The sequence below is a fragment of the Flavobacterium ustbae genome (assembly GCF_003946915.1).
In the GTDB taxonomy this organism is placed as follows: Bacteria; Bacteroidota; Bacteroidia; order Flavobacteriales; family Flavobacteriaceae; genus Flavobacterium; species Flavobacterium ustbae.
Genome location: NZ_RPOC01000010.1, coordinates 164,009 through 183,585, shown reverse-complemented (window position 1 = coordinate 183,585; position 19,577 = coordinate 164,009). Strand labels below are relative to the sequence as shown.

General features: G+C 33.9%; 16 protein-coding genes. 12 read left to right on the top strand and 4 right to left on the bottom strand.

Annotated features, from left to right (window positions below):
• The first annotated feature begins 283 nt into the window (after positions 1-283).
• The 8 genes from topA (at position 284) to EG814_RS14175 (ending at position 11,298) form a co-directional block, all read left to right on the top strand.
• A complete protein-coding gene (gene topA / locus EG814_RS14210; RefSeq protein WP_125722561.1) occupies positions 284-2,812 on the top strand; it encodes a type I DNA topoisomerase in 2,529 nt (842 codons plus the stop codon).
• 5 nt (positions 2,813-2,817) lie between these two features.
• Entirely contained in the window at positions 2,818-3,969 is a 1,152-nt protein-coding gene (locus EG814_RS14205) for a formimidoylglutamase (protein WP_125722560.1), read from the top strand.
• 262 nt (positions 3,970-4,231) lie between these two features.
• Positions 4,232-5,626 (top strand): T9SS ring complex lipoprotein PorK/GldK, encoded by a 1,395-nt coding sequence (gene porK / locus EG814_RS14200; RefSeq protein ID WP_125722559.1) that lies wholly within the window; start codon positions 4,232-4,234, stop codon positions 5,624-5,626.
• Between the two features lie 56 nt (positions 5,627-5,682).
• Complete coding sequence (porL, locus tag EG814_RS14195; RefSeq protein ID WP_125722558.1) at positions 5,683-6,330, top strand: type IX secretion system motor protein PorL/GldL; 648 nt, start codon at positions 5,683-5,685, stop codon at positions 6,328-6,330.
• A gap of 53 nt (positions 6,331-6,383) precedes the next feature.
• Positions 6,384-7,937: a type IX secretion system motor protein PorM/GldM gene (gene porM, locus EG814_RS14190; RefSeq protein ID WP_125722557.1), complete on the top strand. Its 1,554-nt coding sequence runs from the start codon at positions 6,384-6,386 to the stop codon at positions 7,935-7,937.
• A gap of 44 nt (positions 7,938-7,981) precedes the next feature.
• Positions 7,982-8,971, top strand: a complete 990-nt coding sequence (porN, locus tag EG814_RS14185) for a type IX secretion system ring subunit PorN/GldN (RefSeq protein WP_125722556.1) — start codon at positions 7,982-7,984, stop codon at positions 8,969-8,971.
• A gap of 189 nt (positions 8,972-9,160) precedes the next feature.
• Positions 9,161-10,150: a type IX secretion system ring subunit PorN/GldN gene (gene porN / locus EG814_RS14180; protein ID WP_125722568.1), complete on the top strand. Its 990-nt coding sequence runs from the start codon at positions 9,161-9,163 to the stop codon at positions 10,148-10,150.
• Positions 10,151-10,227: 77 nt separating this feature from the next.
• Positions 10,228-11,298: an NAD(P)/FAD-dependent oxidoreductase gene (locus EG814_RS14175; protein WP_125722555.1), complete on the top strand. Its 1,071-nt coding sequence runs from the start codon at positions 10,228-10,230 to the stop codon at positions 11,296-11,298.
• On the opposite strand, the gene EG814_RS14170 is transcribed toward EG814_RS14175, so the two are convergent.
• A complete protein-coding gene (locus EG814_RS14170) occupies positions 11,279-11,662 on the bottom strand; it encodes a DUF983 domain-containing protein (RefSeq protein ID WP_125722554.1) in 384 nt (127 codons plus the stop codon). The genes EG814_RS14175 and EG814_RS14170 overlap by 20 nt on opposite strands.
• A 64-nt stretch (positions 11,663-11,726) precedes the next feature.
• Between EG814_RS14170 and EG814_RS14165 the strand changes: the two genes are divergently transcribed.
• A complete protein-coding gene (locus EG814_RS14165; protein ID WP_125722553.1) occupies positions 11,727-13,643 on the top strand; it encodes an ABC-F family ATP-binding cassette domain-containing protein in 1,917 nt (638 codons plus the stop codon).
• 237 nt (positions 13,644-13,880) lie between these two features.
• On the opposite strand, the gene EG814_RS14160 is transcribed toward EG814_RS14165, so the two are convergent.
• Positions 13,881-14,843, bottom strand: a complete 963-nt coding sequence (locus EG814_RS14160) for an App1 family protein (RefSeq protein WP_125722552.1) — start codon at positions 14,841-14,843, stop codon at positions 13,881-13,883.
• A gap of 61 nt (positions 14,844-14,904) precedes the next feature.
• On the opposite strand from EG814_RS14160, the gene EG814_RS14155 reads away from it, so the two are divergent.
• The gene (locus tag EG814_RS14155; protein WP_125722551.1) at positions 14,905-15,774 is read left to right on the top strand and encodes a diacylglycerol/lipid kinase family protein; all 870 of its coding nucleotides are present in this window, start codon (positions 14,905-14,907) and stop codon (positions 15,772-15,774) included.
• 392 nt (positions 15,775-16,166) lie between these two features.
• Here the strand turns inward: EG814_RS14155 and EG814_RS14150 are convergent, their stop codons facing one another.
• Together EG814_RS14150 and EG814_RS14145 are read right to left on the bottom strand one after the other, a co-directional pair.
• Positions 16,167-17,312, bottom strand: coding sequence for a GNAT family N-acetyltransferase (locus EG814_RS14150; RefSeq protein ID WP_125722550.1), 1,146 nt, complete (start codon positions 17,310-17,312; stop codon positions 16,167-16,169).
• 119 nt (positions 17,313-17,431) lie between these two features.
• Positions 17,432-17,920, bottom strand: coding sequence for a DUF1761 domain-containing protein (locus EG814_RS14145; protein WP_125722549.1), 489 nt, complete (start codon positions 17,918-17,920; stop codon positions 17,432-17,434).
• 179 nt (positions 17,921-18,099) lie between these two features.
• On the opposite strand from EG814_RS14145, the gene EG814_RS14140 reads away from it, so the two are divergent.
• Together EG814_RS14140 and EG814_RS14135 are read left to right on the top strand one after the other, a co-directional pair.
• Positions 18,100-18,942: a leucine-rich repeat domain-containing protein gene (locus EG814_RS14140; RefSeq protein ID WP_125722548.1), complete on the top strand. Its 843-nt coding sequence runs from the start codon at positions 18,100-18,102 to the stop codon at positions 18,940-18,942.
• Between the two features lie 235 nt (positions 18,943-19,177).
• Complete coding sequence (locus EG814_RS14135) at positions 19,178-19,483, top strand: hypothetical protein (RefSeq protein ID WP_125722547.1); 306 nt, start codon at positions 19,178-19,180, stop codon at positions 19,481-19,483.
• Positions 19,484-19,577: the final 94 nt, after the last annotated feature.

The following is a 19,577-nucleotide window of genomic DNA, read 5'->3' as shown; positions in this document are numbered from 1 at the left end:
TAAAATCTAAAATCTAAAATCTAAAATCTAAAATCTAAAATCTAAAATCTAAAATCTAAAATCTAAAATCTAAAATCTAAAATCTAAAATCTAAAATCTAAAATCTAAAATAAAAGGAATTTCTCGGTCAGAAATCATTAAAACTTATACCTATATATATAATGCGGAATATTACAGATAAATCTGCAATTTTAAGTTTCATAATATCAAAATACCTCAAAAATTCATCTGTGAGGTTAATATTTAAAAAAAATAAATACTTTTGTTGCAGAAAATAAGAGCAATGGCAAAGAATTTAGTAATAGTGGAGTCACCTGCAAAGGCGAAAACGATAGAGAAATTTCTCGGAAGTGATTTTCAGGTGGAGTCAAGTTATGGTCACATAGCCGACTTACCATCAAAGGAAATAGGAGTAGATGTAGAAAATGGTTTTAAACCAAAATATGAAGTTTCTCCGGATAAAAAAGCCTTGGTAACGAAACTAAAATCACTTTCTAAGAATGCCGAAACGGTTTGGTTAGCAAGCGATGAGGACCGCGAGGGAGAGGCTATTTCATGGCACTTGGCGGAAGAATTAAAACTAGATACAAAAAAGACCAAACGAATTGTTTTTCACGAGATTACAAAATCTGCAATTCTTAAAGCAATTGATAATCCAAGAGAAATAGATTATAATTTAGTAAACGCACAACAGGCGAGAAGAGTTTTGGACCGTTTAGTTGGTTACGAATTATCTCCAGTTTTATGGAGAAAAATCAAAGGAGGACTTTCTGCTGGACGTGTACAATCTGTTTCTGTTCGTTTAATTGTTGAGAGAGAACGCGAAATCCAAAATTTCAATGCGGTTGCAACTTATTCAATTGTAGCAGAATTTGTAAACGAAGCTGGAAAAGCTTTCAAAGCAAAACTTCCAAAAAACTTCAATACTAAAAAAGAAGCCGAAGATTTCTTAAATCAAAATATCGGTTCTAAATATAAGGTAGCAGATTTAGAAACTAAACCTACCAAAAAATCGCCAACAGCACCTTTTACAACTTCTACATTACAACAAGAAGCAGCAAGAAAATTGTATTTGCCAGTTGGAATCACGATGCAGCTTGCACAGCGTCTGTACGAGGCCGGACTTATTACCTATATGAGAACTGACTCTGTAAATCTTTCGCAAGAAGCGATGGCTGCTGCAGAAGCTGAAATCATTAAATCGTACGGAAAAGAATTTTCTAAACCTCGTGTTTTTGCAAACAAAAACAAAGGAGCACAAGAAGCGCACGAAGCAATTCGTCCGACAGACATGTCGCGTCATACTGTAAATATTGACCGTGACCAAGCCCGTTTATACGATTTGATTTGGAAAAGAACTTTGGCCTCTCAAATGAGCGATGCGCAGTTAGAAAGAACAAACGTGAAAATCGAAGCAGATAATCACAGCGAAATTTTTACAGCTTCTGGAGAAGTTTTACTTTTTGAAGGTTTCTTAAAAGTATACTTAGAAGGCCACGATGATGATGAAGAAGAGCAAGAAGGAATGCTTCCTGCTTTAAAAGTAAACGAAAAACTTGCTAATAACTATATTACAGCCACAGAGCGATATTCAAGACCGCCGGCACGTTATACAGAGGCATCTTTGGTTAAAAAGCTAGAAGAACTTGGAATCGGACGTCCGTCTACTTACGCTCCGACAATTTCAACTATTATTAATAGAAATTATGTTGAAAAAGGAACTTTAGAAGGGGTTGAACGTAATTATACACAGCTTACTTTGCAAAATAATAAAGTAGGCGAAAAAAGTCTTAAAGAAAATACAGGATCTGATAAAGGAAAGTTAGTTCCAACAGATATTGGAACTATTGTCACTGATTTCTTAGTGAAGAATTTCGAAAATATCTTAGATTATAATTTTACTGCAAAGGTTGAACAGGATTTTGACGAAATCGCCGAAGGAAATATCGATTGGGCAAAAATGATGCAGGATTTTTACAATCACTTTCATCCAAATGTAAAAGAAGTTGAGGCAAATGCGGAGCGTGAAAGTGGTGAAAGAATCCTTGGAAAAGACGCCGACGGAAGACAAGTTTCGGTTCGTTTAGGAAAATTTGGGCCAATGGCGCAAATTGGAGAAGCAGATGACGAGGATAAAAAGTTTGCCAGCTTAATGGCGGACCAAAATATAGGAAACATTACACTTGAAGAAGCGTTGAATTTGTTCTTGCTTCCAAAAAGTTTAGGTGAATATAAAGGAGAAGAAGTAGAGGTAAATAATGGTCGTTATGGTCCTTACGTACGTCACGGAAGCGTTTTTATATCATTGCCAAGAGGAGAAGATCCGCTTAATGTTTCTAAAGAAAGAGCTCAGGAACTAATTGATGAAAAAGCACTTGCCGATGCGCCAATTGCAACTTATAAAGGAGAAGGAGTACAAAAAGGGGTGGGACGTTTTGGACCATTTATTAAATGGAACGGACTTTTTGTAAACGTAAGCAAGAAATATAATTTTGATAATTTATCTCAGGCAGATGTTGAAGAGCTAATCGAAGATAAACTTCAAAAAAATATTGATAAAGTTCTTCACAATTGGGAAGAAGAAGGGATTGTAGTAGAAAAAGCCCGTTGGGGACGTTCTGTAATTCTAAAAGGGAAAATCAAAATTGAGTTAAGTAAAGATGTTGATGCAACAAAATTGACATTAGAACAAGTTCAAGAGATGATTGCAGCAAAAACACCAGCTAAAAAAGCGCCTGCAAAGAAAACCGCAGCTAAAACAACAACGGCTAAAAAAGCTCCAGCTAAAAAAACAGCCGCTAAAAAGAAATAATATAAATGGAATTTGATTTTCTAGAACCAGTTAATGATGCGATTGTAAAATTCGTCAGCGCACTGTCTTCCCAAGAGCTTGGTAGTAAAATTGTTTTTCATACCGAAGATCAGTTTCCTGATATTGAGCAGGTTAATGTTGCTATAATTGGTGTTTTAGAAGATCGTACGAACATCAATATGATTAATGAAGTTAATCTTACTGCTGTACGTAAAAAACTTTATAGTATGTTTCCAGGCAACTGGGATGCTTCAATTGCAGACTTAGGAGATATACTGGCGGGGGACTCTGTAGAAGATACTTATTTTGCAGTAAGGAAAGTTACGGCATCATTAATTAAAAGAAAAGTTATTCCTATAGTCCTAGGGGGTTCTCAAGATTTGACCTATGCTTTATATCGCGCTTACGATGATTTGGAGCAGATGGTAAACTTGGTTGCTGTTGATAACAAATTTGATTTTGGAAAAGAAAATGAGTCCGTTTCGGCTAATTCTTATCTAACAAAAATTATTATTGATGAGCCTAATAACCTATTCAATTACTGTAATATAGGATATCAAACCTATTATAATTCACAAGAAGAAATCGATTTGATCGAAAAACTGTTTTTTGATGCTTATCGATTAGGCGAAATTTCAAATAAAATTACATTGGCTGAGCCAATTTTTAGAGACGCAGATTTAGTAAGTATAGATTTGAATTCTGTAAAATCTTCAGCTTCAGGTAATATGGTTACTTTTGAACCAAACGGATTTAACGGAAAAGAAATTTGCGCTTTGGCTAGATACGCAGGTATTAGTGATAAAGTTTCTTCTTTTGGTGTGTTTAACCATAACAGCACAATGCCCGAATCGGTTATTATTGCTCAAATTGTATGGTATTTTATTGAAGGTTACCATTACCGCTCAAAGGAGTATCCGTTTGGAAGCAGAGCTAACTATTTAAAATATATAGTTCCTTTAGAAGATGAAGAATTGATATTTTATAAAAGTGATAAAACAGACCGTTGGTGGATCGAAATTCCATTCGAATCTAATGGCAGCAATAAATTAAAAAGAAATACGTTATTACCATGTTCTTACGATGAATATTTGGCAGCTTGCAATCAAGAATTGCCAGAAAGATGGTGGAAAGCACAACGAAAAAACGCTTTATAGATCGAAAATTTAAGTGAAATCTTAAATTTTTAAAAGTTGTTTAAAATAGTTAAAATAAATTAGTAAGAAAATAAGTATAATACATAAAAATTAACGTTTTACATCGATTTTTTGAAGCAGTTTGTCGATGAAATATTTTTTTTTTATTTTATTTAACATTATTTTTGAACGGTAAAATAAATTCGCGAGTAGTATTGTTTTTTAGATAAATAATAAATACGTTTACGGACTTTTAATAATGAATAGATAATCCCAAATTTATATGAAGAAGTTTATTGCATTTGCAGCAATGTTAACACTAGTAATCGGCTGTGGTAAGTCAGGTGACAAAGGTGAATTAGTTGGTGTTACAGGAGGGAAATGGCATCCTGAAAAACCTTATGGAATGACTTTGGTTCCAGGCGGATCTTTTATTATGGGTAAATCAGACGCTGATTTAGCTAACGTAGAAGATGCTCCAACTAAAACTGTAACAGTTCGTTCGTTTTATATGGATGAAACTGAAATTACAAATAGTGAGTATCGTCAATTTGTGGAATGGGTAAAAGATTCTACAATGAGAGTTCGTTTAGCAATCTTAGCTGACGAAACAGGACAGAAACCTGCTGACGGAAAAGGAAGCAAAGGTGGAAGTATTGCTGATTATGCTTTTAATGATTCTGATCCAGAAAAAATGACGGCTTATGATAAATATATGTATGATAACTATTATAGTGTTGGTACAAAAGATGATCCTTATGCTGGAAGAAAACTAAACAGAAAAGTTAAGTTAATTAAAGATACAAAAGCATATCCAGATGAGTATTACGCGGAAGTAATGGATTCTATGTATTTGCCAATTGAAGAATCATATAACGGTTTAAGAACAATTGACGTAAATAAATTAAAATTCCGTTATTCTTGGATGGATATTCAAGCAGCTGCAAAAGCAAAAGTTGGAAAAAGAAGTGACTTCGTAAAGACAGAGCAGGTAAATGTTTATCCTGATACTGCAGTTTGGATTAAAGATTTCGCTTATTCATATAATGAGCCAATGCATAACGATTATTTCTGGCACAAAGCTTATGGAGATTATCCAGTAGTTGGTGTAACTTGGAAACAAGCTAAAGCATTCTGCGCTTGGAGAACATTAAACAAAAACAGTTATATTAAATCTAAGAAAAAAGGTCGTGACTTAGTTAATGCATTCAGATTACCAACTGAAGCTGAATGGGAGTATGCTGCTAGAGGAGGTCTGGAGTCTGCTACATACCCATGGGGAGGTCCTTATACTAAAAGTGATAGAGGTTGTTTCTTAGCAAACTTTAAGCCAAGCAGAGGAGATTATGCTGCAGATGAAGCTCTTTATACTGTTGAAGCTAAATCATACGATGTTAATGGTTATGGATTATACAATATGGCAGGAAACGTTTCTGAGTGGACAGATTCTGCTTACAATCCAAATGCTTACGAGTATGTTTCTACAATGAATCCAAACGTAATTGATGGTAAGAACCAAAGAAAAGTAGTTCGTGGAGGTTCTTGGAAAGACGTTGCTTATTTCCTACAGGTAAGTACACGTGACCACGAATATGCTGATTCTGCAAGAAGCTACATCGGATTCAGAACTGTACAAGACTACATGGGTACTCAAGTAACCGGTAACAGAAAAAAGTAATTTATAATTAAATCAATATCCAACAAATCTATTTTAAAACCTAAAAAAAAAGTATTATGGCATTATTAAGTAAAAAAGCAATGAATTTCGCTTATGGTATGGGAGCGGCAGTGGTAATCGTTGGAGCTTTATTCAAAATTACTCACTTTGAAATTGGACCTTTAACTGGTACAGTTATGCTTTCAGTAGGATTGGTGACAGAGGCGTTAATTTTTGCGCTTTCTGCTTTTGAACCAGTTGAAGATGAATTAGACTGGACTCTTGTTTACCCTGAATTAGCTAACGGACAAGCTAGAAAAAAAGAAGTTAAAGCAGAGACTACAGCTGATGCCCAAGGATTGTTGTCTCAAAAGTTAGATAATATGTTGAAAGAAGCTAAAATTGATGGTGAATTAATGGCTAGCTTAGGAAATTCTATCAAAAACTTTGAAGGTGCTGCAAAAGCAATTTCTCCAACAGTAGATTCAATTGCAGGTCAAAAGAAATATGCTGAGGAAATGTCTATGGCTGCTGCTCAAATGGAATCTTTAAACAGTTTATATAAAGTACAGTTAGAAAGCGCTTCTAGAAACGCTGAAGCTAACAAAGAAATTGCTGAAAACGCTTCTAAATTAAAAGAACAAATGGCTTCTATGACAGCTAATATCGCTTCTTTAAACAGTGTTTACGGTGGTATGCTTTCTGCAATGAGTAACAAAGGATAATTAGTTTTTAACTAAATATTAAATTTATTAATAAAAGAACTAATTAGAAAAAAATGGCAGGAGGAAAATTAACCCCTAGACAGAAGATGATCAACCTGATGTATCTGGTTTTCATCGCAATGTTAGCAATGAACGTATCAAAAGAAGTTATTTCAGGTTTTGGTTTGTTTAACGAAAAATTTGAAGCTTCTAATAAAACATCAATCGAAAATAATGCTTCTTTATTAACAGCTTTGGATCAAAAAGCAGCTGAAGCAAAAGGAGAATTTGCTATTGCCGCTGAAACAGCTCATAAAGTTGAGGCGATTTCAAAAGATTTTTATGCATATATTGGAACTTTAAAAACTCAAGCTGTTAAAGGTTTTGAAGTTGATAAAGCAACAGGAAAATTACCTTATGAGTCTATGGACAAAGGTGATAATATCGACGACTGGTTTACAGGAGACGGTTACACTAAAAAAGGTAATGAAATTATCGCTAGAATTGAAAAATATAAAGCGGATATGAAAGTTGCTTTGACTGATCCAAAGAATAAATACGGTAATATTATTAAAGAAATTGAAAAGAAATTTGATCTTTCTGATGTAAAAAATAAAGACGGTATAAAAGAAAAATACTTAGCTTATCATTTTAAAGGTTTCCCTGCAATCGCATCTGCCGCTAAACTTTCAGCTTGGCAGAACGACGTTCAGAAAGTAGAAACTGATGTTTACAACACTGCTTTAGGAAAAGCGGCGGTTCAGGCTGCTTCTTACAGTAATTACAAAGCAATTGTTGTACTTGATAAAGGAGCTTATTTCCAAGGAGAAAAAGTAACAGGTAAAGTTGTTTTGGGACGTTATGATGATAATACAAAACCAACATCTTTTGATCTTAATGGAAGACCAGGAAATATTGTGAATGGTCAAGCGGTTGTTGAAATGACTGCAGGTTCAGTAGGAGAGCAAACTATCAAAGGTAAATTTACATTTTTGGAAGATGGTAAAACTATTCCGTTAACTTTTGAACAACCGTATGTTGTAGTTCCAAGACCAAACGCAGCTACAATTTCTGCAGATAAAATGAATGTAGTATATAGAGGAGTTGTTAACCCAATCTCTGTATCTTTTGCTGGTGTTGATGCCAACAAAATTGTTGCAAGCGCTCCAGGTTTATCTTCTGCTGGAAAACCAGGAAAATACAACATGAGCCCAGGTCAAGGTACTGAGACTACAATTTCTGTAACTGGTACATTGCCAAACGGTGATAAAGTAACAGATAAGAAAACATTCAGAATTAAAGGTATTCCTGGTCCAACAGGAACAATTAGAGGAGAAATGGGAGTTGTAAAAGGTCCTAAATCTAACTTAGAAATTGCTACTATTGGAGCTAAACTTCTTGATTTTGATTTTGAAGTTGGTTTAGATGTTGTTGGATTTAACATGAAGATTGCTGGACAGCCTACAGTTGTAGTTTCAGGAAACAGAATGAATGCACAATGTAAACAAGTACTTTCAAGAGCAGGTAAAGGAGACCAAGTTACTATTTCTGAAATTAAAACTAAACTTGTTGGAGCTGGTAGCTATTTATTGCCAAGAACTGCTCCTGTAATTTACGAAATACAATAATAAAGTAGTGTAAGCTACATTCAATATCTTATAACGATACCACGATGAAAGTAAGAAATTTTTTAATAGCTATTGTTTCTATCGCTGGAGGTTTTGCTTCTAATGCGCAATCCAATTTGCTTAACGCAAAAACACCAGATCAGATTGGACTTAAAACTCCAGCTCAATTAATATCTGATAATGATAAGCCACTGGCTTATGGTTATGTAGATGATCGAGATGTCTTGATGGGGAAAACAACATGGGAGATCATTGATTTAAATGAAAAAATCAACTTTCCATTATACTTTCCAGTAGATACAGCTAATATTGGTCCTAATAGACGTTCACTTTATGACGTTTTAACGAAAGCTATTAAAAGTGGAAAAATTACTGAAGTGTACACTGACAGTTATTTCAATACTAAAAAATCTATGAAAGACATCGAAGGATCATTATCTCGTATTGATACAACTGATGCTGGTAGAGAGTTAATTAACCAATATCCTGACGATTACAAATCACGTGTTGTGAAGAAAAAAGTAGTTTCTGGTAAAGGTAAAAACAAGTCAGTTTCTTATGTAGAAGAAACAGTTGGACCAACAAGAACGGTTCCTGCTGAATATATCTTGAAACAAGACCTTACAGCAGCAGATGTTACTCAGTATAAAATTAAAGGATACTGGTATTTTGATAAACGTCAAAGTGAATTGAAATATCGTTTACTAGGAATTTGCCCAGTAACTCCAGACGTTTATACAATGAATAGTGACGAAAAAGATTATATTGAATTGTTTTGGGTTTTCTTCCCAAATGCTAGAGAAGCACTGCATGAAGCAAAAGCATTCAATGACAGCAACTCTGCACTTCCAATTTCATTTGATCAGATTTTAAATTCAAGACGCTTTAATGCAGTTGTTTACAAAGAAGAAAACCTTTACGGAGACAGAGCAATTAGCGATTACATGAAAGATAACGCACAAAATCAGTTATTAGAATCTGAAAGAGTGAAAGAGAAAATTCGCAACTTTGAACAAGATATGTGGAACTACTAAGTTGATACATAGCGTAATAATGAAAAACTCTTACTACATTTGTAGTAAGAGTTTTTTTTTGCATATATAATTTTAATATTTCTTGCTGTATAAAAGAAAGGTTTAAAATGTATTATTTTTATTTATGTAAGAAAAATAACAATATTTAAGTCGAAATTTCGTTTAATGTCTTGTAAAAAAATGATCATGATGAAACCAAGAAATTTTTTAATTGTTATTTTGACTGCAACAAGCAGTTTTTTGTCTTTAGCGCAGTCTAATTTACTTAATGCCAAAACGGTTGATGAAATTGGCGTTAAGACAGCTGCCCAAATGATCGCTGATAATGATAAGCCACTAGCTTATGGCTATGTAGATGACAGAGATGTTTTGATGGGAAAAACAGTTTGGGAGATAATTGATTTAAATGAAAAGATTAATTTTCCATTGTATTTTCCTGTAGATACTGCAAATATTGGCCGTGATAGACGTTCACTCTACGATGTTTTGACCAAAGGAATTAAAAGTGGGCGCATAACAGAAGTTTACACGGATAGTTATTTTACTACCAAGAAAACGATGAAAGATGTGGAAGGAGCATTATCTCGCGTTGATACTACCGATGCTGGACGTGAATTGATTAATCAATATCCAGATGATTATAGAACGCGTGTGGTGAAGAAGAAGGTAGTTACGGGCACAGGAAAAAATAAAAAAGTGACGTATGTTGATCAAACCGTTGGACCAACTAGAACGGTTCCTGCAGAGTACATTTTGAAGCAAGATCTTACAGCTGCAGATGTAAGCCAGTATAAGATTAAAGGTTTTTGGTATTTTGATAAAAGACAAAGTGATTTAAAATATCGTCTTTTAGGCATTTGTCCTGTTACTCCAGATGTTTATACCATGAATAGTGACGAGAAAGATTATATAGAATTGTTTTGGGTTTTCTTTCCAAACGCACGCGATGTTCTGCATGAAGCCAAAGCTTTCAATGATCAAAATTCGGCGTTGCCAATTTCCTTTGATCAAATCTTGAACTCAAGACGTTTTAATTCTGTAATTTATAAAGAAGAGAATGTATATGGAGATAGAGAGATTAAAGATTATATTCGAGATGATGCTCAAAGTCAGTTGTTAGAATCTGAAAGGGTAAAAGAGAAAATACGAAATTTCGAACAAGATATGTGGAATTACTAGATCTATTCATAAGGTAATAATCGAAAAACTCTTACTACCTTTGCAGTAAGAGTTTTTTTATTTTATTTATTTTACCAATGCTTGATTATTTAATCGTCGGATCTGGGCTAGCTGGAATTTCCTTTGCAGAAATCGCCCTAAGAAACAATAAATCTATTTTAGTTATTGATGACAAGTCGCAGAATTCTTCTAGAATTGCTGGAGGGCTGTATAATCCTGTAATTTTAAAACGTTTCAGTGAAGTTTGGAACGCAAAAGACCATTTGGTTCTGATGAATGAATTTTACGATCAGGTAGAAGAAAAGCTAAATGAAAAATTCAATTATAAAATGCCAATTCTTAGAAAGTTCTTTTCTATAGAAGAACAGAACAATTGGTTTGCCGCTTCTGATAAAATTAACTTGGCCCCTTTTCTCTCAACAAAGCTGATTACAAAAAAATACCAGAGTATCGATTCGCCTCATGATTACGGAGAAGTTTTGCATACCGGCTATGTTAAAACAGGACAATTATTGGAAAGCTATAGAGAATATTTAAAAGAAAATAATTTATTTCTAGAAGAATCTTTTCATAGCTCTTTCTTAGAGTTTCTTGATTCAGGAATTCAGTATAAAAATATTAAAGCCCGTCATATTATATTTGCAGAAGGTTTTGGACTGCATAAAAATCCTTATTTTAATTACTTGCCTTTGGATGGTACAAAAGGGGAGCTGTTTTTAATAAAAGCGCCAGATTTAAAGCTGGATGTAATTGTTAATACAAGTGTTTTTATCTTGCCAATAGGAGGCAATTTGTTTAAAGTTGGTGCCACTTACAATTGGCATGACAAAACCGACCTTCCAACAGAAGAAGGCAAAAAAGAACTCCTAGATCGTATAAAAGAAATTATTACGTGCGATTTCGAGATCGTAAAACATTTCGCAGGTGTTCGACCAACAGTCGCCGACAGAAGACCCATTATTGGAACTCACGAAGCCTATAAATCTATCCATCTACTTAACGGATTGGGGACTCGTGGCGTTATGCTCGGGCCAGCTTTGGCAAAAATGTTATTTGAACATATAGAAAATGGAGCTCCAATTGACAAAGAAGCCGATATTAAGCGTTTCCACAAGCGATATCTTAGATCTATTTCCGACCGGCATTAGGATCGTAAGAAACAAACATATTAATGTAAAGGTTTCTAGAAAGGCGTAATACAAAAGGGAATAAAACAACTAAGGTCAATATAATTGCAATAAAAGATTGTTCGATTGTGGCGCCAAAAAAGACAAAAGAAACAATAAAAGCCGCAATTCCGACGGCAACATTCAATCCGTAGCTCACATACATTGCGCCATAAAAAAATGAAGGTTCAATTTGGTATTTAAATCCGCAGTGGCTGCAATGCTCGTTCATTTTGAGAACTTTACTCAAATGAAGCGGATTTTTGTCTTCATACATGCTTTCTTTTTGGCATTTTGGACAACTTCCTGTTAAAATGCTATTTAGTTTGGATCCTTTTTTTAACATTTGCAAAAATTTTATCAAAGGTACATTTTTACGCCTTTATTTCTTGTAACAACAGTCACAAATTATGCTTAATATACACAATCTTTCCGTTTCTTTTGGAGGAACCTATTTATTTGAAGAAGTTACTTTTCGTTTGGGTGCCGGCGACCGCGTAGGTCTTGTTGGTAAAAACGGAGCTGGTAAATCTACAATGCTAAAAATGCTGGCAGGAGATTTTAAACCAGATTCTGGAGTTATTTCTCAAGAGAAAGATATCAGAATGGGATTTCTTCGACAAGATATCGATTTTGAGCAGGGAAGAACCGTTTTGGAAGAAGCCTATGAAGCTTTTACCGAAATTAAAGTTGTAGAAAAAAAACTAGAAGAAATCAATCATCAATTGGTTACCAGAACCGATTATGAAAGTGAAGAATACGGACAGATTATAGAAGATCTTTCTGATTACACACACCGTTTTGAGCTTCTTGGCGGATATAATTATGTTGGAGACACAGAAAAAATTCTTTTAGGACTTGGTTTCAAAAGAGAAGTTTTCAATAATCAAACCGAAACATTTTCTGGAGGTTGGAGAATGCGTATAGAATTGGCAAAACTATTATTGCAGTCAAACGATGTATTGCTTCTGGATGAGCCAACCAACCACTTAGATATCGAAAGTATCATTTGGCTAGAAAATTTCCTTCGCAATTATCCTGGAGTTGTAGTGATTGTGTCACACGATAAAATGTTTTTGGATAATGTGACCAACAGAACAATCGAAATCTCTTTAGGAAAAGCTTACGATTTCAATAAGCCATATTCTCAATACTTAGAGTTGCGTCACGAAATTCGCGAAAAGCAATTGGCAACTCAAAAGAATCAACAGAAAAAAATTGAAGAAACAGAAAAATTAATCGAGAAATTCCGTGCAAAAGCTTCAAAAGCTTCGATGGCACAATCGCTGATTAAGAAATTAGATAAAGTAGAAAGAATTGAAGTTGACGAAGACGACAATTCTGTAATGAATATTTCGTTTCCAGTTTCAAAAGAACCAGGAAAAGTGGTTATTGAAGCTGAGCATGTAACAAAAGCTTATGGCGATAAAACGATTTTAAAAGACATTAGTTTATTGGTCGAAAGAGGAAGTAAAATTGCTTTTGTTGGACAAAATGGACAAGGTAAATCGACTTTCATTAAAGCTTTGGTAAACGAATTTGAATACGACGGAAATATCAAATTAGGACACAATGTGCAATTAGGATATTTTGCTCAAAATCAGGCCGAATATTTAGACGGAGAAATCACTTTGCTACAAACTATGGAAGATGCCGCAACCGACACCAATCGTATGAAAGTACGTGATATGTTAGGTTCGTTTTTATTCCGTGGAGACGATGTAGAGAAAAAAGTAAAAGTGCTTTCTGGAGGTGAGCGTAACCGTTTGGCTCTTTGTAAATTGCTGTTACAGCCAATCAACGTATTGCTGATGGATGAGCCTACGAACCACTTAGACATAAAATCTAAAAACGTTCTGAAAGCAGCGCTTCAAAAATTCGGCGGAACTTTATTATTAGTTTCTCATGACAGGGATTTTCTTCAAGGAATGTCAAACATCGTTTACGAATTTAAAGATCAGAAAATAAAAGAATATTTAGGAGATATCAACTTTTTCTTAGAACAGCGCAATCTCGAGAACATGCGCGAAGTAGAGAAAAAAGATGTAGTGAAAACCGCTGCTCCAGTAAAAGAAGCAAGCAAAGTTTCTTACGAAGACCAGAAAAAAACAAAAGCGCTTCAAAACAGATTAAGCAAAATCGAAAGTCAGATTCAGCAATTAGAAAAAGACATTCAGCATGACGATAAAATGCTAGAAACCAACTATGATAAACATGTTGAAGACGCTTCTTTCTTTACCGCTTACAATAAAAAGAAAGCCGATTTAGATCAGCTGCTTATTGATTGGGAAATCGTTCAAGAAGAAATTGATAATTTTAATAGTTAATATTTTCAGGAGCTAATCCAGCTTGCCGTTACATCCCGATAGCTATCGGGACACCGCAAAACCTTATTTTCTAAGTCATAAAACGAGCTTCCTCCGGTCGCTGTTTTCTGCCAAGAAAATAAGGTTTTGCGCTTCCGGGCTTTCCACTTCAATCTGGGCTAAAAAGTTTCAAGTTTCAGGTTTAGTGGGAACTTCAAACTTGAAACTTGAAACTTGAAACTTGAAACTTGAAACAAACTATTTAATAATCCCAATAGACCTAGAATGTTCAATCGCTTTACTACTTTCCTTAAAATAGCAGACAGCAACATTCAAACTTTCTAAATTCTTCAGGATTTTTTTTACTTCTTTTTTCTGTGTTTTACCAGTTTGTCTAATATAAACAGCGATCACTGTAACGGGAAAGATTTTGCAGATTCTTTCATACAGTATCGGATCATGCTGAGAATCATCACCCATTAAAACATATTGTAAGGTAGGGTAAAATTCGACCACATGTTTGATTTTCTCAAACTTATGATCGTGATTCCCTCTTCCGCTCATAAAAAAATCGGTAATGCCGCGTTTAATATCTTTTAGCAGAAAAACTGCTTTTGGGAGTTTATGTATTTTAGTAAACTTAGCAATAAAGCGGTATAAATTCCACTCACTGCTCGAAATGTAGAAAAAAGCATTTACTTCTTCCGTATTAGTTCTTCCAGCCGAACTCAAAGCCTGATAATGAGCTACGACATCAGTAAAAACTTTGCGGTCGTTTACATTTTTAAAAAGTAAGATATAGATTTTTTTAAAGATATTATTGGTATGAGAAATTAGAAAAGTGTCGTCAATGTCCGAAATAATTCCAAGTTTTCCTTTGTGCGGTCTAATAAAACTGCCTTTACAGATTTTGGTTTCATTTCCGTATTTTAAACTCACTTCATAAGGCATCCATCCAAAATGAGTTTCTTTTTCTAACGGAATACAAAATTTAAAATAACCATCGTCTAATGTTTTAGAATGAATTATTTGGTCATTATAATGAAGATAAACGTCAAAATTCTGAATGGTTTTTATTCGGAACAATTTGAGAATTGATGTGGCATTTTTTAGTTTTTTTCTCTCAAAATCATAAGTATGTTCTCTCTTCAAAACATGCCCCATCACAATTAATTCCTGTTCATTTGCATAACCTCGATATAATTGTAAAAATGGTTTCATTAATTACGTATATTTATGTAACTGTAATTTACTTAATATAATTGGTTTTAAAAATAAAATTTTGAAAAAGAACGTCATCTTTGTCGTGAATCCTATCTCTGGAGATCTAGACAAATCAGAACTAATAGGAGCTGTTGAAGAATTTGCAGCTACAAATCATTTTGACTTGGAAGTTTATGAAACAACCGGAAAAAATGATGTAAAAGAAATTCAAAAATTATACGATCAGTATATTCCTGAAAGAATTGTGGTTGCCGGCGGTGATGGAACTATTAAAATGGTTGCCGAAGCTATGGAAGACCACAACGTTATTATCGGAATTCTGCCCGCCGGTTCTGCCAACGGACTTTCGGTAGACTTGAATCTTCCTCCCGGAATAGAGGAGAATCTTAAAATAGCCTTTTTGCACCATTATATCGAGATGGATATGATTTGCATCAACGGTAAAAAAAGCATTCATTTAAGCGACCTTGGTTTGAATGCCAATCTGGTTAAAAACTACGAGAAAAGCGATGTGAGAGGTTTTTGGGGTTATGCTTTGCAAGCGTTTACAACATTAAAAGAAGCAGAAGAGCCTTTTGTGGCTACCATTACGGCAAACAATAAAGTAGTAGAACATGTTGCGAGAATGATTGTAATTGCCAATTCGCAAAAATACGGAACGGGTGTCATTATCAATCCGAATGGTACTATGAACGATGGAAAGTTTGAATTGGTAATTCTAAAAAGTCTCGATCTGCTTTTAATCGGAAAAATAATTACGGGAAATATGCCAATCGACTCTGATGATATTGTGATTATTTCGACAGATAAAGCCGAAATAAAAACAGATTATCCTGTTAATTTTCAAATCGATGGAGAATATTGTGGCGCACAGACTTCGTTAGAAATTCATATTCTGCATAAGCAGATGAAATTGGCGGTGCCTTAGATTTTTTTTCTGAAGAATGCTTTGTGTATGTATCTACCCGCTGGGGCTTTTGAAACTCTCAGGTTGGAATAATTGCGATAAATATTAAGCTCCTCTGGAGCTTTTTAATTAGTATTTATTGTCAAAATATTTTAAATCAATTCAAAATAAACTGCGGCAAATAGCTCTGGAAGAGCGAAATATTTATAGAAAAAATTAGCGTAAAGAAAAATAAGCTCCAGCGGAGATTAATATTTATAGAGGAATAATTGTTGAAAATATGGAGTTTTTTTGGCAATGTTTGCTTTAGGCAGCAATCAAAATGGGATCATGTAAAATAGCTCTGGAAGAGTTTAATATTTATAGCAATTATTTGATTGACAATTATCAAAAGCTCCAGCGGAGCGACACCTTTATTTAAACGGATTACGTTCCTGCCATTCTGTTTTCGGTTCCAGATAATTAAAAAACCTTGAAATGTTATGGTTTATCAATGCATTGCTATGCGTGATTAAACCATACATTTTAACTGGTTTTGCACCAACCGAACTTTTGATTTCGAGAGCCGTTCTGGCAAAAATAATTTCACGGAAACCTTTCTTGATAGAATACGCAATCATATCGTAGAGCATATTTAAATACAGCATTTTTTCGCGTTGGACACTTTCGTCATAACCTAAAAAGTACGTGTCCATTACATTTCCGTTTTTGATTAAAGTGTTGAAACCAATTAGTTTTTCGTCTAAGAAATAACCATACAGAAGAAAGTTTTCTCCCATGATTTCTTTAAAAAAACTAAAATGATTTCTTGCTAGAAAAAAGGTGTTGAAAGGGGCATTTTTGGCAACATGAAAATACAAATCGTAAATAACATCTTCGTATTGCTGAATATCTGAAAGCGACATTTGCTGTTTTAAAATGCCTTCCGATTTTTTGCGGGCGCGTTTGTATTGATCGCGATATTTTTTGGATAAAGCGTCAATATAATCCTGTTCTGTTTTCCAGTTTTCATTGATTTCAAAAATCATATTAGGCTGTGTCGAAAACGTATAATTGTTTTTGAATTCAGCTTGGAGCGGTTCTATTTCTTTTGCAGTAAAATCTTTTATGCTTGTAATGTGAACTTTTTTGCCACTTTCTTTCAGCTCTTTTTTGAGCTGATTAATAGCTTTATGCAACGTTTTGATAGCTTTAGATTCTTTAGCATTTTTATCAAAAATAAAAGCATTTTGCCCTGTAAGCATATTGTTTCCAACGAATAAAACGTGCGAAGCAAAATTCTTTAATGCAAAATTACGAACTGAGGTTTTTAAGCATTTATCGCGCTCACCAAACGACTCTAGTTTTTCGGCAAATAAAAATTGCGTTAAAATAATTCCGATTAGTTTTTTTTCATCAAAAATGCCGATAAAATGACAAATCATATTTACTGGGGCAGAATTTTCCAGTACTTCGAGATATTCTCGTGTCAAAAAAATATTATCTGATGCGAGCGAGTTCCATTCTAAAGGCAATAACGATGCGCTTTTGTAAATCTGGAAAGAATAGGTTGTATTCAAAAGGTTGAGCTAATTTCTTCAAAATTAGATAATATTTGCAATAACTAATGGGGTTTAAGTTATTATTAAGAAAAACCCGTTTGAAAACGACTTTTCAAACGGGTTTCTATGTGTTTTATTTAAGCAAATCCGCAAATGATACCACCCATAAGAGTCAGGGTAAGAATCCAGTATCCGCTATTGACGAAGATATATTTCCAAGATTTTCTTTCGAATAAGCCATTGATTCCGATTAGAGGAAACGCAAAAAATAATCCAGACATAAAACCGTGAAGCGCTCCGTGTTTAAAAGTTCTGTAAGCCATTCCGTAATCGGCCATAAAAGCTGCGAAAGATGGTTTTGCGCTGTCAATCATTGGTGGTCCGCCCACCATTCCGACTGCACCAGATTGGTGAATTGTTAACGACATTAAAGTCATTGTAATCATTAGAGAAAAAATGTACGTTAATCCGAAGATTTTGAGCATGTTTCCTTTTCTTAACTCTTCTTGAGTAAGATTGTTTTCTCTCATCCAGATCGTTCCGAATACTTTTGGGTTGTACCAGATAAAACCAGTTACCAATGTAACAATTGCGGCAAGAAATAATGCGACGAAGTTAATTTGCATAATATGAGGTTTTTAGAATTAGTTAGTCAAATGTAATCAAAAAAATATAGATTTTACAATGTATAGAAACGAGACTTAAATCTTACAAAATTATTTTTTATCAACAGTTTGTCGACAATCAGTGCATTATAACTATGAATTACATAATTTAGTGGCGTATTAAATTCCCCAAATCTAATATGAAATATCTACTAGTTTGTCTTTTTACAGGACTCTTTTCGCTAAATATTTTAGCAGATACCGTTTCGGATAAGGAAAAAGAAGCGCTTATCAAATTGTATCATGCAACAAATGGTTTGCAATGGAAAAACACGTGGAACTTGAGCCAGTCTGTTTCTACCTGGTTTGGTGTAAAGGCCGAAAACGGAAAAGTTGTAGCGCTAAATCTATCAGATAATAATCTTCAGGGAGAATTGCCTGAAGCTTTTTACGATCTTGTAAATTTAGAATCGCTAAATCTGGAAAAGAACAAAATTGAAGGAAGTTTGTCTTCGTCAATTCTTAATTTGAAAGAATTAGAATCGCTTAATATTGCTGATAATAAATTATCTGGTTCAATTCCAGATTCTATTTGCCAATTGGGTAAATTGAAAGGTTTGGAGCTTTTTAAGAATAAAATTTCGGGAGAACTTCCGTTGGATATTGGAAAACTGAATCAGTTGGAAATTCTAGCTGTTTTTGATAATGAAATTCATGGAAAACTGCCTGTTTCAATTTATAAAATTTCTGGGCTGAAAGTATTGCTTTTAAACCATAACAAATTGTCTGGAAATTTGACAAACGAAATCATTAATTGGAACGCGCTTCAAAATTTTAGTTTATTTGATAATGATTTTACAGGCGCAATTCCTCAGGAAATTGAAAAGCTGGCTAATTTGGCAGAGTTAAATCTTTCGTACAATAAATTTACAGGAGAAGTTTCAAAAAACATAGCGCTTTTAGACGCTTTAAACCTGACAATGATGGACGAAAACGGAAATCCATTTTTATTAGAAATAAACCAAGAAAATAAATTACAATAGTTTACCCAAAAATGATCGTTGCTTATGAATGAATTTTACATTTAGTTAATTGTTAAAACCGTAATTGTTTACGGTTTTCGTTTTTTTTAGGCTTAAAGCTTTCTTCAAAAAATAACATATAATTTAGAAATGATTTTTTATGTTTGTCTTAAAATTGTATAACTTTAATACAAGTAACTAGAGAACCAAAAACCGATTAATAAGCGGTATTACTAATCACTTAATAAAAGAAATCATGACACTGCAATATCAGGGAGAGCAATACGGAAAATCGACAACTTTTACAATTAGAATTATTGGTAATAACTTATCAAAAAGCAGTTCTAACTATCAGATTGATCTTTTGGTTGGAGATAAAAAACTGCCAACGTTTACGAGTGAAATTCATCAGAGTCTTTCTAATTGTTTGAAAGAAATTTATTTGTTTAGAAAACATAACGGAATCAAATTTGATGAATCGACAGAGAAAATAGTTTCGCTTTATGTTCCTTATGATGAAGTTTTGTACAACTACAATAAATATGCTTTATTTAGAGCGTAAATTTTTCTCAAAATAAATAGCAAAAAGACCATCTTAAAGTGGTCTTTTTTTTGTATCTTATGGTAAAAAAAAGAAGCTTTTTCAAACTGAAGAA

What these genes read in the sequence shown, in the direction of transcription:
- porM (WP_125722557.1), top strand. Translation starts at nt 6,384, where the DNA reads ATGGCAGGAGGAAAATTAACCCCTAGACAGAAGATGATCAACCTGATG.
- EG814_RS14145 (WP_125722549.1), bottom strand. Translation starts at nt 17,920, where the DNA reads ATGCAAATTAACTTCGTCGCATTATTTCTTGCCGCAATTGTTACATTG.
- EG814_RS14135 (WP_125722547.1), top strand. Translation starts at nt 19,178, where the DNA reads ATGACACTGCAATATCAGGGAGAGCAATACGGAAAATCGACAACTTTT.
- porN (WP_125722568.1), top strand. Translation starts at nt 9,161, where the DNA reads ATGAAACCAAGAAATTTTTTAATTGTTATTTTGACTGCAACAAGCAGT.
- EG814_RS14170 (WP_125722554.1), bottom strand. Translation starts at nt 11,662, where the DNA reads ATGTTAAAAAAAGGATCCAAACTAAATAGCATTTTAACAGGAAGTTGT.
- EG814_RS14140 (WP_125722548.1), top strand. Translation starts at nt 18,100, where the DNA reads ATGAAATATCTACTAGTTTGTCTTTTTACAGGACTCTTTTCGCTAAAT.
- porL (WP_125722558.1), top strand. Translation starts at nt 5,683, where the DNA reads ATGGCATTATTAAGTAAAAAAGCAATGAATTTCGCTTATGGTATGGGA.
- EG814_RS14205 (WP_125722560.1), top strand. Translation starts at nt 2,818, where the DNA reads ATGGAATTTGATTTTCTAGAACCAGTTAATGATGCGATTGTAAAATTC.
- porK (WP_125722559.1), top strand. Translation starts at nt 4,232, where the DNA reads ATGAAGAAGTTTATTGCATTTGCAGCAATGTTAACACTAGTAATCGGC.
- porN (WP_125722556.1), top strand. Translation starts at nt 7,982, where the DNA reads ATGAAAGTAAGAAATTTTTTAATAGCTATTGTTTCTATCGCTGGAGGT.
- EG814_RS14165 (WP_125722553.1), top strand. Translation starts at nt 11,727, where the DNA reads ATGCTTAATATACACAATCTTTCCGTTTCTTTTGGAGGAACCTATTTA.
- topA (WP_125722561.1), top strand. Translation starts at nt 284, where the DNA reads ATGGCAAAGAATTTAGTAATAGTGGAGTCACCTGCAAAGGCGAAAACG.
- EG814_RS14175 (WP_125722555.1), top strand. Translation starts at nt 10,228, where the DNA reads ATGCTTGATTATTTAATCGTCGGATCTGGGCTAGCTGGAATTTCCTTT.
- EG814_RS14160 (WP_125722552.1), bottom strand. Translation starts at nt 14,843, where the DNA reads ATGAAACCATTTTTACAATTATATCGAGGTTATGCAAATGAACAGGAA.